The following is a 14719-nucleotide window of genomic DNA, read 5'->3' on the forward strand; positions in this document are numbered from 1 at the left end:
TGGAGATCGGGTCACATGTTGAAGATCAAAACTCAATCCGAATGGATCGCCCGCGCAAAGTCTGTGTTACCCGCAGGCGGGTTTGGCAATTTTGATCCGGGTATCATAATCGCCCGTGGCGAAGGCAGCCGTGTCTGGGACGAGGACGGGAACGAATATGTCGATTATCTGATCGGCTCAGGCCCGATGCTGCTCGGTCATGGTCACCCCGAGGTGATGGAGGCTGTTCTGGAACAGTTGCCGCAAGGCATGACCTTCTTTGCCAATAACAGAAAGGGTATCGAACTGGCCGAAGCCATCATCGAGGCCGTTCCCTGCTGTGATCAGGTGCGGTTTGTTGCGTCAGGTGGCGAAGCTGACATGTATGCCATTCGGCTGGCACGGGCCTATACGGGTCGCAACAAGATCCTCAAGTTCGAAGGTGGCTATCACGGGATGAGCGCCGAAGCGCAGATGAGTCTGGCGCCCAGTCGTCGGGTCAATTTCCCTCAGGCCGTGCCCGACAGTGCCGGAATTCCCGAAAGCGTGGCCGAACAGATGCTGATCGCGCCGTTCAATGATCTTGAGGCTGTCGCGGCCCTGTTGGATGAACATGACGATGTGGCGGCGATCATGGTCGAGCCGTTGCAGCGGATCATTCCGCCCTTGCCCGGGTACCTGCAAGGGCTGAGGGATTTGTGCGACAAACACGATGTGCTGCTGATCTTCGATGAGGTCGTCACCGGGTTCCGTCTGGCGTATGGCGGGGCGCAGGAACGTTATGGCGTGACCCCGGATATCTGCACCTTGGGCAAAATCACCGGCGGCGGGTTTCCTTTGGCGGCTTTAGGCGCCAGCGCCGAGATCATGAAGCATTTCGACAAATCGAAAGTCGGTGAAGACGGCTGGCTGATGCAATTGGGCACTTTGTCGGGCAATCCGGTGGCTTCGGTTGCGGGATTGAAAACAATGGAAATCCTGCGGCGTGATGGGGCCTATGAACACTTGCGCGGTATCGGGCGGCAGTTGCAAGACATGCAGAAGGACGCGCTGAACGAAGCCGGCATTCCGCATCGGATTTGCGGAGACGAGACTTTGTTCGATATCTATTTTACCAAAGCCGAATGCAGGGACTACCGCAGCGCCAGTCACGACGACCCTGCACGCAACGCAACGTATAATGGCGCTTTGCGGTCGCATGGGATTTTCAAAGCTCCGGGCAAGCTGTACCCGTCATTAGCGGTGACCGAGGCCGATCTGGATCAGACCAGAGAAGCCGTACGCCACGCCGTGGCTGCAATTTCCTGATCATTGTAAAAAAACGGGTCGCTGTTGATAACAACTGCGACCCGTCACCTCTGGAAGTCAGGGGCCAGCCTCGCCCCCTCGAATACTGATTAAATCACCGCAATCTGAAAACTTTTCGATACTTTCGAGACTGACCTGACTTCCTGGTTGGTATGTCACTTTAATGCCTGAAGAAATCGCCTTTTACAGTGACCCAGTTCACACTCGAAGAATTTATTTTGAATTTTTCCAATCAAATAAATCCGGTCCAGCCTGCGCAAGCAATTCGGCAGCCATCGCGCGGGCCATTTCCGGCCCGTCTGTGATTGCGCCCGTCATATCCCGACTGGCGGTTTCCGTTCCATCTGGTCGCAGAACTTCGCCACGCAACCTGAGGGCGCCATTGTTGATTTCGGCCAGACCCGCGATCGGCGTTTCACACGACCCGTCCAGAGCATCCAGCAACGTACGTTCGGCCGCCAGCCGTTGGCCTGTTTCCGCGTGGTGAATCGCCTCAAGCATTTCTGCCGCACGCATATCGTCGCTGCGCCGTTCAATGCCGATGGTGCCTTGCGCGATGGCGGGCAGCATATCGTCAGGGGAAATGGCGCTTGCCGGGACATCATCCATACCCAGACGTCGAATTCCCGCCATCGCCAGGAAGGTGCAATCTGCCACGCCATCTTCCAGCTTTTTCAGTCGCGTCTGAACGTTTCCACGAAATTCGACCACCTTCAGATCAGGACGCCGGTTCAGCAATTGAGCACGGCGACGCAGCGAGGAGGTGCCAACAACGGCACCCTCGGGCAGTTCGTGGATGGAACCCAAGCGCGGGGAGATAAACGCATCTCGCACGTCCTCGCGCGGCAGGAAAGTATCCAGCACAAGGCCGTCGGGCTGTGCGACCGGCATGTCTTTGGTCGAATGCACGGCGATGTCGATTTCAGCGCGCAGCATCGCTTCTTCGATTTCTTTGGTGAACAGACCCTTGTTGCCGATCTCTTTCAGCGGTCGATCAGCATCGATCATGGCGCGATTGTCGCCCGTTGTTTTGATTACCACGATATCGAATGCATCTTCGGGCAGGTCGAAGGCATCACTCAGGCGTTGGCGTGTTTCATGGGCCTGCGCCAAAGCAAGCGGCGAGCCACGGGTGCCGATTCTGAGGGGCGATGCGGGTGTGGGCAAATTCACAGTCATGCTCACAGCTTTAGTCGCGTCACATTGCCCTGACAATGGGGGCTGCGCTTGACAAATTGCCGCCGAAGGACGACCCGTTGCGAAAACCGGATGACTGGGGGCGAATATGGCCGAGACAAAGAAACTGCTGCGGGCGCTGGCGGGTGAGGTGCAGGATGTGCCGCCGATCTGGATGATGCGTCAGGCGGGCCGGTATTTGCCCGAGTATCGCGCCACCCGCGCACAGGCCGGCGATTTCCTTTCCTTGTGCTATAACCCTGAGCTTGCGGCCGAAGTCACATTGCAACCGATCCGTCGTTACGGGTTTGATGCCGCGATCCTGTTTGCCGATATCCTGTTGGTGCCGCAGGCGCTGGGCGCTGATCTGTGGTTTGTGACCGGTGAAGGCCCGCGCCTGTCGACGATCACGCAGCAATCCGAGTTTGACGCGCTAAAACCGGTTGACGCGATTCATGAAACACTGTCGCCCGTTTATGAAACGGTACGAATTCTGTCGCGCGAATTGCCGTCGGAAACCACTCTGATCGGTTTTGCCGGCGCGCCGTGGACGGTCGCAACTTACATGATCGCAGGGCGCGGCACGCCAGATCAGGGCCCCGCGCACGCGTTGCGGGAAGGGAACACCGCGCTGTTTGAGGCTTTGTTGGATCGCATCACCGCCGCAACGATCGAGTACCTGTCCGCGCAAATCGAAGCCGGGGCCGAGGTGGTCAAGATCTTTGACAGTTGGGCGGGGTCCTTGAAAGGTGAGGCGTTCCAGAAATACGCGGTCGAACCGTGCCGGGTGATTACTCAGGCCATCAAGGAACGCCATCCAGGCATACCGGTCATCGGATTCCCGCGTGAGGCGGGCGACGGGTATATCGGGTTTGCCAAAACAACAGGTGTAGATTGCGTCGCGCTGGACAATTCGGTGTCGCCGGAATGGGCGGCCGAGCATGTGCAGGCTGATGGCTGTGTGCAGGGCAATCTGGCCTCGTCCCATATGGTGACGGGCGGGCAGGCGTTGGTGGACGAGACGCGGCGCATTGTTGAGGCGTTCTCGAAGGGGCCACATATCTTCAACCTGGGCCACGGGATCACGCCAGATGCGGATCCTGAGAATGTGCAGTTGATGATCGACACAGTGCGCGCACGGTAAACTAGAAAGGGGGCCAGCCCCCTTCTTGGTCTGCGACCAATTCATCCCCCGAGGTATTTGTGGCCAGATGAAGAGCGGATCAGCGTGGGTCGTTGATCTGCGCGAGGATGTCTTTTGTGTGCTCTCCGCGTGTTGGGCTGGGTCTGGGGTTCCATTGATGATTTGAAAACCGAGGCGCGGCGGCGGCTTGGAGAGTGCCGTCGATGTCTTGCCAAGTGTTGCGATGAGTGTTCATCGGGTGTTCCTGCGCCTCTTGCGGGTTGAGCACCGGGGCGACGCAGGCATCTGTACCGCGAAACACGGCGTCCCAGTGGTCGCGCGGTTGGCTGGCGAAGATTTCGGCAAGGCGTTGGGTTAGGTCGGGCCAAAGCGTGCGCTCATATTGGTTTTGGAATTCGGCATCTTTGGCGAGACCCAGGATCTGCAAGAACTGGGCGTAAAACTTGGGTTCGAGGCATTGGACCGAAATGAAGCCGCCATCAGCGCACGTATATGTGCGGCTCCAGTGTGGGCCGTCCAAAAGGCTTTCACCGCGCGTATCGGACAGATTGCCTGTTTGGCGCATGGTCATCAGAAGGTTCATCATATGGGCTGAACCGTCATATATTGCAGCATCGACAACTGTACCTTCACCAGTGCGTTGCGCGTTAATAAGACCGGCCAGAAGACCCGCGACGAGATACATGGCTCCGCCGCCAATATCGCCCACCAGAGTTGCGGGTGTCTGCGGGGGCTGGTTGGGATGAGAGGCATACCAGAGCGCTCCGGATAGGGCGATATAGTTGAGATCATGCCCGGCTGTGTCAGCCAGCGGACTATCCTGGCCCCAGCCCGTCATGCGTCCATAGACAAGCTTCGGGTTACGGGCCAGGCAGGGTTTGGGGCCAAGGCCCAGCTTTTCCATCACACCGGGGCGGAAGCCTTCGATCAAGGCATCTGCGGTGCCGATCAGACACAGGGCGGTTTCCAGGTCATCAGGGTCTTTCAGGTCAAGCGCGATGGACCGCTTTCCGCGATCCAGAAGTGAGCGTTCTGGCATTCCGGGTGTGACAGCACCGCTTTTGCGATGAATGGTTATCACATCAGCGCCCAAATCGGCCAGTTGCATGGCGGCAAACGGGCCGGGGCCCAAACCTTCGATTTCGACGACACGAATTCCCTTTAGCATCTGCACCCTCCGTTTCGGGCAGAGTTTGCGAGCAGGCTGCGGATTGCAAGGCGGATGTTAGTGGCGCAGTTCGTCGCCTGTAAGGCAGATGTGTGTCAAACGATGTTGAATTGACCTGTTATACTCAGGTTTGGCGCGATAGGGTCCACGCCATAACGGGGAACGGATATGACGACAATTTTGTCCATCAGAGATCTGCGCAAGTCTTACGCCGATGGGTTTGAGGCGCTGAAAGGTGTGTCCTTGGACATTGAAGAGGGTGAGATTCTTGCCCTGTTGGGGCCAAACGGTGCCGGAAAGACAACCTTGATCTCGACCATCTGCGGGATCACCACCCCAAGTTCCGGTGAGGTCACGGTGGGAGGGCATGATATTCAGGCCGATTACCGCGCTGCGCGTAGGATGATCGGGCTTGTGCCGCAGGAAATTGCGCTGGAACCGTTTGAGAAGGTTTGGAACACCGTACGCCTGTCGCGGGGGCTGTTCGGGCTTGGCAAAAACAATGCGCGGATCGAAGAGATTCTGCGGAAACTGTCCCTTTGGGACAAGCGCAACAATGCGATCAAGGAATTGTCTGGCGGTATGAAACGTCGGGTGCTTATCGCCAAAGCACTGGCTCATGAGCCCCGCGTTCTGTTTCTGGATGAACCCACTGCCGGTGTGGATGTCGAGCTGCGTAAAGACATGTGGGAAATCGTGGCCGAGCTTAAAAGGGACGGGGTCACAATCATTCTGACCACCCATTATATCGAAGAGGCCGAAGCCATTGCAGATCGTGTCGGGGTCATCGACAAGGGTGAGCTGCTTTTGGTGCAGGATAAGGACTCACTGATGGCACAGATGGGTAAAAAGCAGATTGAGGTCATGCTGACAGAGCCCATCGCGCAGATTCCAGACAGTCTTGCGCTGCACAACCTGACACTGAATGGTGCGGGGGATGTCTTGATTTACACCTATGACACCCACGCGGACCGCACGGGTATCACGACACTGCTGAATGACGTCTCACAAGCCGGGTTGATACTGCGGGACGTGCAAACACGGCAATCGAGTCTGGAAGAGATATTCGTCAATCTTGTATCCGGAGAAATGGCATGAACTGGACTGCAATTGCCGCCATCTACCGGTTCGAAATGACCCGGTTCTTCCGCACTCTCGCGCAAAGCTTTTTCTCACCGGTTCTGTCCACGTCGTTGTACTTCGTGGTATTTGGCACGGCTATCGGCAGCCGCATTCAGGAAGTCGAAGGCGTCTCATATGGTGCGTTCATCGTGCCGGGGTTGATCATGTTGTCGGTGGTGATGCTGTCGATTTCGAACGCGTCTTTCGGGATATATTTCCCGAAGTTTCTTGGCACTATCTATGAACTGCTGTCCGCGCCGGTCAATTTCATCGAGATCGTGATCGGATATGTTGGTGCCGCAGCCACCAAGGCGTTGTTTGTCGGTTTGGTGATATTGGCAACCGCTACTTTTTTTGTGGATTTTCGGATTGAACATCCCTTTGCCATGGCTGCGTTTCTGATCCTTTCCTGCCTCAGCTTTTCGTTGCTGGGTTTTATCATTGGAATCTGGGCCAGCAATTTCGAACAGATGTCACTGGTGCCACAACTTGTGGTGACGCCGCTGATCTTTCTGGGCGGCACATTTTATTCGATCTCGATGCTGCCACCGTTGTGGCAGACGATCACGTTGTTCAATCCGGTAGTTTATCTGATTTCGGGCTTTCGCTGGTCTTTTTATGGGCTAGCGGACGTACCAATTGTCTTTAGTCTTCTGGCCATTCTCGCTTTTACTGGGGTCTGTTTGGCGGTCATCGGCTGGATTTTCAAAACGGGTTGGCGGATACGCAGCTGACTTTCGTCAGGCGTTGCATTTTTGCCCGTTGAGTGTGGGAATTTGGTTCACGTCGCGTTTAAGGCCGAATGAGTCCCTTGTTTACGGGTTGGCGGCACTCTACATCGGCACCCATGAAACTCAGCCTGCCGTTTGTCAAAAAACACCCCTGCGTGGCCGTTGTCCGCCTGTCCGGCGCCATTGGAATGGCGGGCCGTGGTGCGTTGAATGACACGACCTTGGCTCCTTTTCTGGAAAAAGCGTTTCGCAAGGGAAAACCCGCTGCCGTGGCGCTTGAGCTTAATTCCCCAGGCGGGTCCCCTGTGCAAAGTTCGCTGATCGGTGCCCGTATCCGACGTTTGTCGGAAGAGCTGGACGTGCCTGTGATTGCCTTTGTCGAGGATGTTGCTGCCTCGGGCGGGTACTGGCTGGCCGCCGCCGCGGACGAGATCTGGGCAGATGACAGTTCGGTTCTGGGCTCGATCGGAGTGATTTCGGCCGGGTTTGGCGCGCATGTCTTTCTGGCGCGTCAGGGGCTTGAGCGGCGCGTGCACACGGCTGGAGAATCGAAGTCGATGCTGGATCCGTTTGCTCCGGAAAAGAAAGAGGACGTGGCCCGTCTGCAGGGGTTGTTGGGGGACATCCACGAAAACTTCATTGATCATGTCAAAGCGCGACGTGGGGACAAGTTGGATCAAAGTGCCGATCTTTTCACGGGTGAAGTCTGGCTGGCGCGGCGTGCGCAAGAGTTGGGCCTGATTGATGGCATTGCCCACCTCAAACCCAAGATGCAGGAACGCTTCGGCGAAAAGGTCAAGTTCCGCCGTTACGGCGTACGCAAACCGATCTGGACGCGCTTTGGAGCCAGCCTGGCACAGGATGCCATTGCCGGATTAGAGGAGCGCGCGGCCTACGCGCGTTTCGGTTTGTAGCGTGATCATCAAGGCCGTCACCCTTTTCCTGATTGCCATGGGCGTATTGGCAATGTTCGGCAAGCTGCGCTTTCCCGGGCAAAAGAAACTGAGCTCTGCGAAATGCCCGCGCTGCGGTCGGTATCGTATCGGCAAAGGCCCCTGCGCTTGCGAAAAAGGAGGCCGGACTTGATTACCACTTGGCTGCTGTCCGGTCTTGGCCTGTTGATTCTGTTGCTGGCGGGCGACGCCCTTGTGCGTGGCGCTGTAAACCTGAGCTTGCGCTTGGGCGTTCCGGCGTTGATCGTCAGCCTGACGATCGTGGCATTTGGCACATCCGCGCCAGAGCTTTTGATTGCGATCAGCGCTTTGCAAGAGAATGCCCCGGGCATTGCGCTGGGCAATGTTGTCGGATCCAACACGGCGAATATTTTGTTGGTTCTGGGCCTTCCCGCGCTGCTTGCGACCTTGCACACCAGCGAATGTAACAGCCGCCGGAACTATGTCTTCATGCTGGTGGCCACAGTTCTGTTCATCGGTTTGGCCTTCTGCGGAACTTTTACCTTTTTCAGCGGCCTGATCCTGTTGGCGGCTTTGGGCCTGGTCCTGTTGAACGCCTTCCGCGAGGCAAAGGCCCATCGCAAAGCTTGCGGTGAAGCCTGCGTAGATGAAGAGCTTGAGGGACTGGAAGATGCTGATCCCGACATGCCCTATTGGAAGGTGTCGATTTACTTGATCCTGGGGCTGGTTGGTTTGCCAATGGGGGCGCATCTGTTGGTGGACAACGCGACCATTATCGCACGTAACTATGGTGTCAGCGAAACGGTCATTGGTTTGACGTTGATTGCAGTTGGAACGTCTTTGCCTGAATTGGCGACAACAGTTATGGCCGCGTTGCGCAGACAGGCCGACGTAGCGCTGGGTAACGTGATCGGTTCGAACATGTTCAACCTTTTGGCCATCATCGGGATTGCAACGTGGTTCGGCCGAATACCGGTTGATCCCGAGTTCCTGCGGTTCGACTTGTGGGTCATGTTGGGCGCATCGCTGCTGCTGATCCCGTTTGTTTTCTTCAAACAGGATATCTCGCGCGTATGGGGGTTGGTGTTGACTTTCCTTTATGTGCTTTATGTCACCGTATTGCTGGTGTGATCTGACAAAATGAGGTGAAGCATGACCCGAGCTTTAGTGACCGGTGCCGGTATCCGTCTGGGCCGGGCTATGGCGCTGTATCTGGCGGGTCGTGGTTACGATGTAGCGGTTCACTACGCTACATCCGAACAGCCCGCGCAGGAAACGGTCGTCAAGATACAGGCCCTTGGGCGTCATGCAGTGGCATTGCAGGCCGATCTGCTGGACGAAGCTCAGGTTCAGGCGTTGTTGCCGAACGCGGCTGAGGCGCTGGGCGGCCCGATCACATGTCTGGTGAACAACGCCTCGATCTTTGAATATGACAATATCCATACCGCAACGCGCCAAAGCTGGGACCGCCATCTCGACAGCAATCTGCGTGCGCCATTCGTACTGACACAGGCTATGGCGGAACAGGGACTGGCCGCTGGCATGGACGAAAACGAAGAGCCTTTGGCCGCGGGCTTGATCGTCAACATGGTGGACATGAGGGTGCGAAAACTGACGCCAGAGTTCATGTCTTACACCATCGCGAAAATGGGGCTGTGGGCCCTGACCCGAACGGCCGCTCAGGCCCTGTCACCTGACATTCGGGTCAACGCGATTGGTCCGGGTCCGACGGTTCAGGGGCATCGCCAAAGCGAACAGCATTTTCAGGCGCAACGATCCAACACGGTTCTGGAACGCGGATCGAACCCCTCGGATATCACCGCTGCGCTGGGGTATTTTCTGGACGCGCACGCGGTCACTGGGCAACTTCTATGCGTTGATGGGGGGCAGCATCTGGGTTGGAAAACACCCGACGTGCTCGGCGTAGAATAAGCAATTTCGCTGCAAGTTTTGCACTGCTCTCATTCGTGTTACCTGCGCGTTACAAAAATGTCTTTTTTTTCATACACTTGCTAAGTGATTGAAAAAATATCATTTAGAATCAAGGCGTTAATTTATTGCCCATTTTTTGTGCAAATCAAGGAAGAGGCAATGAAACAAGGGGATTTCCGATCCAGCAGAAACTTATCTTCACACTTATCCACAGAAGTCGTGGATTTGTTTCCTCTTGATTTGAGAGGCCTGAGATTGCAGCCAGTCCAAGAGAATCATATCAAAAGCCTATGACCACCCACAGCGACTCTTCTCCGACCGGTTATGCCTGCATTCAGCGCTATGCAAAAACGCTGGACAGTTCGCCCGGTGTGTATCGGATGCTGGATGCGGATAGTCGGGTACTGTATGTGGGTAAGGCACGCAACCTCAAGGCGCGGGTGTTGAATTACACACGCCCGGGGCATTCTGGCCGGATCGAGAAGATGATCGCTTCGACCGCCTCGATGATGTTCCTGACAACCCGGACCGAGACCGAGGCGTTGCTGCTGGAGCAGAACTTGATCAAGCAGCTCAAGCCCAAGTACAACGTGCTGCTGCGCGACGATAAGAGCTTTCCTAACATTCTGGTCGCCAAGAACCACGCCTTTCCCCAGATCAAAAAGCATCGCGGGGCGAAGAAGGAAAAGGGTGCTTACTTTGGGCCCTTCGCCAGTGCAGGGGCGGTGAACCGCACGTTGAACCAGTTGCAAAAGGCGTTCCTGCTGCGCAACTGCTCGGATTCCATGTTTGACAGTCGAACGCGGCCTTGTCTGCTCTATCAGATCAAACGCTGTTCAGGGCCGTGCGTCGGGTTGATCTCGGAAGAGGCATACCGCGAAAGCGTCAAGGACGCCGAGCGTTTCCTGTCAGGCCGATCCACCAAGGTGCAGGAGGATCTGGCCGAGCAGATGATGGCCGCGTCCGAGGCAATGGAGTTTGAACGCGCCGCCGGTCTGCGTGATCGAATCCGGGCACTTACGCAAGTTCAGACGTCCCAGGGTATCAACCCGCGCGGCGTGGCCGAGGCGGATGTGATCGGCCTGTATATGGATAGCGGCCAGGCTTGTGTGCAGGTGTTCTTCATCCGCGCCAATCAAAACTGGGGCAACAAGGATTTCTATCCGCGTGTCGGCCCCGATGTTTCGCCCGCTGAGGTGATGGAGGCGTTCCTTGGTCAGTTCTACGACAACAAGGAACCGCCCCGGCAGCTGATCCTATCGGACGGGATCGAAAACGCCGATCTGATGCAGGAGGCCCTGACCGAGAAGGCAGGCCGCAAGGTGGAGATCCTTGTTCCGCAGCGCGGTGAGAAACAGGAACTGGTAGCGGGCGCCTTGCGAAATGCGCGCGAGTCATTGGCTCGCCGTATGTCCGAAAGCGCAACGCAGGCCAAACTGTTGCGCGGGGTGGCCGAAGCGTTTGATCTGGACGCGCCACCGGAACGGATCGAGGTTTACGACAACTCGCACATTCAGGGCACCAACGCGGTCGGTGGCATGATTGTTGCGGGGCCCGAGGGCTTCATGAAGAACGCCTATCGAAAATTCAACATTCGTGGTGACGATCTGACGCCGGGCGATGATTTCGGCATGATGAAAGAGGTTCTGAACCGCCGCTTTACCCGTTTGCAAAAAGAAGACCCGGATCGGGAAAAAGGGCTCTGGCCCGATCTTTTGCTGATTGACGGCGGTGCAGGGCAGGTGAGTGCGGTGCATGAGATCATGCAGGCCCATGGGGTCGCAGACATTCCAATGGTCGGGGTTGCGAAAGGGGTCGATCGCGATCACGGCAAGGAAGAGTTTCATCGGACCGGTCAGCGCCCCTTTGCCCTGAAGCGCAACGACCCTGTGCTGTATTTTATTCAACGTTTGAGGGACGAAGCACATAGGTTTGCCATCGGTACTCACCGCGCAAAGCGTGCAAAGGCCGTAGGCGCCACGCCGTTGGACGAAATTCCCGGCGTAGGGGCGGCGCGCAAACGTGCCTTGTTAACTCATTTCGGCAGCGCCAAGGCGGTCAGTCGAGCCAATCTGGTGGACCTAAAAGCAGTCGAGGGGATCTCGGCCGGGTTGGCGCAGAAGGTCTATGATTTCTTTCACGACAAGGGTTAGGCGCGCCGTCCACGCCACAGGATGTATAGCCCCGAAGCCACGATCAACGCGCTGCCGATCCACATTACGGGATCGAGGCTTTCGCCGAACATGAGCACGCCCAAGCCGATGCCGAACAATAGTCGCGTATAGCGGAATGGGGTCACAGCGGACACTTCGCCTGTGCGCATGGCCTTCATCAGCGAAGAATAAGCCAAAACGCCCATCAGCACCGCTCCGGTCAGATGCAGGCTGGTATGTAGATCAAGCGAAACCATCGGCACGCCTTCCCAAAACCGATAGGCGAGCCCCGCAACGATGATGCTGAGAAACCCGTAGAATCCCAAGGCCTCGGTTCCCAGCGTGGCAGGTGCTGCGCGACTGGCCAAATCACGTCCCGCAAATCCCAGCATGCCTAGAACGGCCAGTATCGACAGCAATGAAAAGCTGTCGCCGGTGGGTTGTAGGATCACGACAACACCAAGCATACCCACGAAAATGGCGCTCCAAAGCTGCCAACCTACCGCTTCACCAAAGAACAACGCTGCACCTGCGACAACGACCAGCGGCGTGGCTTGCAGAATCACCGTGGCCGAGGACAATGGCGTGAGCGCTATGGCCAGAACATAGAACAACCGCCCCAGAACTTCGAACAGGACCCGAACCTTCATCGGCCGGGACAGCACGTCAGGATGCATCAAGCGCGTTCCGCGCATCAATGCCACAGCAGCAAAAACAACAGAACCACCAGCGCCGAACACAACCAGGACTTGCCAGATCGGCACCACGGCCGACGACGCTTTGAGCAGCGCGTCCTCAAGCGCAAAACCCGCCATTGCGGCAATCATCCATAGGCTGCCAATCATGTTCGCGCGGGCATCGGTTTGAATATGGGCTGTCATCTGACACTTCCGATCTGGGTTTTCGCCGCAATCTGACGGCAAAGCCCGGAAAGGCCAAGAGATACAGGACCAAAGGCCTGCGGCGCTTTGACCAAGCTTCTGTGATCCGCGCAGTTTTTTGTCTGATTGGCTTTTCTGTCCCGCAGCGTCGATATAGGGTCCCAGCCATGAAGTGGAACTTGCCCAATATTCTGACCGTCCTGCGCCTGTTGGCGGCGCCCGGTCTGGCCGTCATGTTTTTGTATTTCACCCGGCCATATGCGGATTGGTTCGCTTTGATCCTGTTTCTGTCGGCGGCTATTACCGACTGGTTCGATGGGTATCTGGCCCGCGCCTGGAAGCAGGAAACCAAGATCGGCGCGATGCTGGACCCGATTGCCGATAAAGCGATGGTTGTAATCGCATTGATGATCCTGGTGGGCTATTCGACTGAACACTGGACACCGTGGCTGGTGTTGCCCGCGACGGTGATCCTGTTTCGCGAGGTTTTTGTCTCGGGCCTGCGCGAGTATCTGGGTGATGTAGCGGGGACACTCAAGGTTACGAAACTGGCCAAGTGGAAGACCACTGCGCAGATGATCGCCATCGCGGTTCTGTTTTCGCAAGGTATCTTTGAACACTATGCCGTGATGGCAAGTTTCGGCATGGATGCCGATCTGGTCGAGCAGATCATTGCGGGTCAGGTTGAAGACGTAAACCACCTGCGCTGGAATATTGAAGGCATGTACTGGGCTGGCCAAATCGGGCTGTGGCTTTTGTGGATCGCCGCAACACTGACATTGATCACCGGCTATGACTACCTACGTAAAGCCATGCCGCATCTTAAGGAGAGCTAAGCGATGGATGTGCTGTACTTTGCATGGGTGCGCGAACGCATCGGTTTGCCAAAAGAAAAAGTTGAGACAAGCGCTGCAACGGTCAGCGATCTGGTCTCGGAACTGTGCGCAAGGGAAGAGCGTTATGCGGCGGCCTTTGCCGATTTATCGGCCCTGCGGGTGGCACTGGACCAAGAGTTGTCGGATTTTGATGCCTCGCTGACCGGTGTGCGTGAGGTTGCGTTTTTCCCACCGATGACCGGTGGTTAAGCGATGCGGATCGCTGTTCAGGAAGAGCCATTCGATCTGGGGGCCGAGGCCAACGCTTTTGCTGCAGGGGATGACGCCAACGGTGCCATCGTCACGTTCACCGGTGTTGTGCGCGATCTTGCAAGCGGTGATCTGGATGTGATGGAGATCGAACACTATCCGGGTATGACCGAACGAGCTCTGACCAAGATTGCCCAGGAAGCCAAGGATCGTTGGTCACTGGGCGATGTGTTGGTGATCCACCGCCACGGTCGCCTGGCCCCAGGCGACCGGATCATGATGGTGGCCACGGCCGCGCCGCATCGCAAAGATGCATTCGAGGCGGCTGAATACCTGATGGATTACCTGAAATCCCGCGCCCCGTTCTGGAAGAAAGAAATCACCAGAACCGGTGCAGATTGGGTTGCCGCCAAGGACGAAGACGAAGACGCGTTAACCCGGTGGTAGGAACGTCCGGCACCCAAGTTCAGGTGCCGGAGTTGAACACAAGACTTTAGCTGCTCTGTTCTGAATTACATGTGCGAGCGGCTTCAATGGCCTTCAGCGTTCCGTCCAGGCTTACAGTGAACGCGAACTCTTTTTCGGGGAACACCGTCATTTCGTATTTTTTCATAACGTCATCAACGAATTGCGCGTTGTTCGCCAAGATATAGCCTCCGGTATATCCTTCAGCCAAATGCTTGGTTTTCTTGCGTGCTTCGGCCTCATAAACGTTTCCGTCAAGTGACAAGAAGATTTTTTCCTTCTTACCTTTCAAGCCGATGTTGTTTTGCGTGAAGACACCAAGATAGCCCATTTCCTGATCTTTAGTCAGGCCCATTTGAACGACATTGTTGTTCTCATCCACGCGCTCAATCAAGCATGATCCACGTGTTTCATCGACAAAGATAGTCCAACCAGATTCTTCGCCCCATTTTGTAAAGGTGTCGTTCTCGGACGGTATCACATCGCTAGAGGCAAAAGCGGATGTCGCGGCAAGTGCTGTTAATGTTGCGGCAGTCTTCAATATTGGCTTGAGATACATAGTTCACTCCAGTTTTGTTGGATAGCGGACTTAAGTATGTGCAGGCAAAATCGCACCAATTCATATTATTGAATTTATTAATGAAGTTGAAGTCGAACTGGT

The 14719-nt window shown here is 56.1% G+C and carries 15 protein-coding genes; 11 read left to right on the forward strand and 4 right to left on the reverse strand.

From position 1 onward, the window contains the following. Nucleotides 1–15 precede the first annotated feature (15 nt). Nucleotides 16–1287 (forward strand): aspartate aminotransferase family protein, encoded by a 1272-nt coding sequence (locus tag GS632_RS10080; protein ID WP_171721817.1) that lies wholly within the window; start codon nt 16–18, stop codon nt 1285–1287. 213 nt (nt 1288–1500) lie between these two features. Here GS632_RS10080 and hemC read toward each other — a convergent pair whose 3' ends face one another. Beyond that, complete coding sequence (gene hemC / locus GS632_RS10085; protein WP_171178959.1) at nt 1501–2466, reverse strand: hydroxymethylbilane synthase; 966 nt, start codon at nt 2464–2466, stop codon at nt 1501–1503. Between the two features lie 106 nt (nt 2467–2572). On the opposite strand from hemC, the gene hemE reads away from it, so the two are divergent. After that, complete coding sequence (gene hemE / locus GS632_RS10090) at nt 2573–3607, forward strand: uroporphyrinogen decarboxylase (protein WP_171235022.1); 1035 nt, start codon at nt 2573–2575, stop codon at nt 3605–3607. 79 nt (nt 3608–3686) lie between these two features. On the opposite strand, the gene GS632_RS10095 is transcribed toward hemE, so the two are convergent. Then, on the reverse strand, nt 3687–4775 hold the full coding sequence (locus tag GS632_RS10095; protein ID WP_171721816.1) for a CaiB/BaiF CoA-transferase family protein: 1089 nt from the start codon (nt 4773–4775) through the stop codon (nt 3687–3689). A 168-nt stretch (nt 4776–4943) separates the two neighbouring features. Here GS632_RS10095 and GS632_RS10100 point away from each other — a divergent pair, with 168 nt between their 5' ends. From GS632_RS10100 to uvrC, 6 genes are all read left to right on the forward strand, one after another. Further along, nucleotides 4944–5873, forward strand: a complete 930-nt coding sequence (locus GS632_RS10100) for an ABC transporter ATP-binding protein (RefSeq protein ID WP_171178965.1) — start codon at nt 4944–4946, stop codon at nt 5871–5873. Then, nucleotides 5870–6631, forward strand: a complete 762-nt coding sequence (locus GS632_RS10105) for an ABC transporter permease (RefSeq protein WP_171721815.1) — start codon at nt 5870–5872, stop codon at nt 6629–6631. Before GS632_RS10100 ends, GS632_RS10105 begins: the two co-directional genes overlap by 4 nt. A gap of 113 nt (nt 6632–6744) precedes the next feature. Beyond that, entirely contained in the window at nt 6745–7542 is a 798-nt protein-coding gene (locus tag GS632_RS10110) for a S49 family peptidase (protein ID WP_171721814.1), read from the forward strand. Between the two features lie 171 nt (nt 7543–7713). Next, complete coding sequence (locus GS632_RS10115) at nt 7714–8673, forward strand: calcium/sodium antiporter (RefSeq protein ID WP_171721832.1); 960 nt, start codon at nt 7714–7716, stop codon at nt 8671–8673. Between the two features lie 21 nt (nt 8674–8694). Next, on the forward strand, nt 8695–9474 hold the full coding sequence (locus GS632_RS10120) for an SDR family oxidoreductase (RefSeq protein ID WP_171178973.1): 780 nt from the start codon (nt 8695–8697) through the stop codon (nt 9472–9474). A gap of 290 nt (nt 9475–9764) precedes the next feature. Then, the gene (gene uvrC, locus GS632_RS10125) at nt 9765–11627 is read left to right on the forward strand and encodes an excinuclease ABC subunit UvrC (RefSeq protein WP_171178975.1); all 1863 of its coding nucleotides are present in this window, start codon (nt 9765–9767) and stop codon (nt 11625–11627) included. Here uvrC and GS632_RS10130 read toward each other — a convergent pair. Next, complete coding sequence (locus GS632_RS10130; protein ID WP_171721813.1) at nt 11624–12508, reverse strand: DMT family transporter; 885 nt, start codon at nt 12506–12508, stop codon at nt 11624–11626. The genes uvrC and GS632_RS10130 overlap by 4 nt on opposite strands. A gap of 167 nt (nt 12509–12675) precedes the next feature. On the opposite strand from GS632_RS10130, the gene pgsA reads away from it, so the two are divergent. The 3 genes from pgsA to GS632_RS10145 are packed head-to-tail and all read left to right on the forward strand — an operon-like array spanning nt 12676 to nt 14040. After that, nucleotides 12676–13344 (forward strand): CDP-diacylglycerol--glycerol-3-phosphate 3-phosphatidyltransferase, encoded by a 669-nt coding sequence (pgsA, locus tag GS632_RS10135; protein WP_171093855.1) that lies wholly within the window; start codon nt 12676–12678, stop codon nt 13342–13344. A gap of 3 nt (nt 13345–13347) precedes the next feature. Next, entirely contained in the window at nt 13348–13593 is a 246-nt protein-coding gene (gene moaD / locus GS632_RS10140) for a molybdopterin converting factor subunit 1 (protein WP_171178980.1), read from the forward strand. A 3-nt stretch (nt 13594–13596) separates the two neighbouring features. Next, nucleotides 13597–14040, forward strand: coding sequence for a molybdenum cofactor biosynthesis protein MoaE (locus GS632_RS10145; protein ID WP_171620990.1), 444 nt, complete (start codon nt 13597–13599; stop codon nt 14038–14040). 46 nt (nt 14041–14086) lie between these two features. On the opposite strand, the gene GS632_RS10150 is transcribed toward GS632_RS10145, so the two are convergent. Further along, nucleotides 14087–14617: a hypothetical protein gene (locus GS632_RS10150; RefSeq protein WP_171620989.1), complete on the reverse strand. Its 531-nt coding sequence runs from the start codon at nt 14615–14617 to the stop codon at nt 14087–14089. Between the last annotated feature and the right edge of the window lie 102 nt (nt 14618–14719).

The organism is Ruegeria sp. HKCCD7296 (assembly GCF_013110775.1).
Lineage (GTDB): Bacteria > Pseudomonadota > Alphaproteobacteria > Rhodobacterales > Rhodobacteraceae > Ruegeria.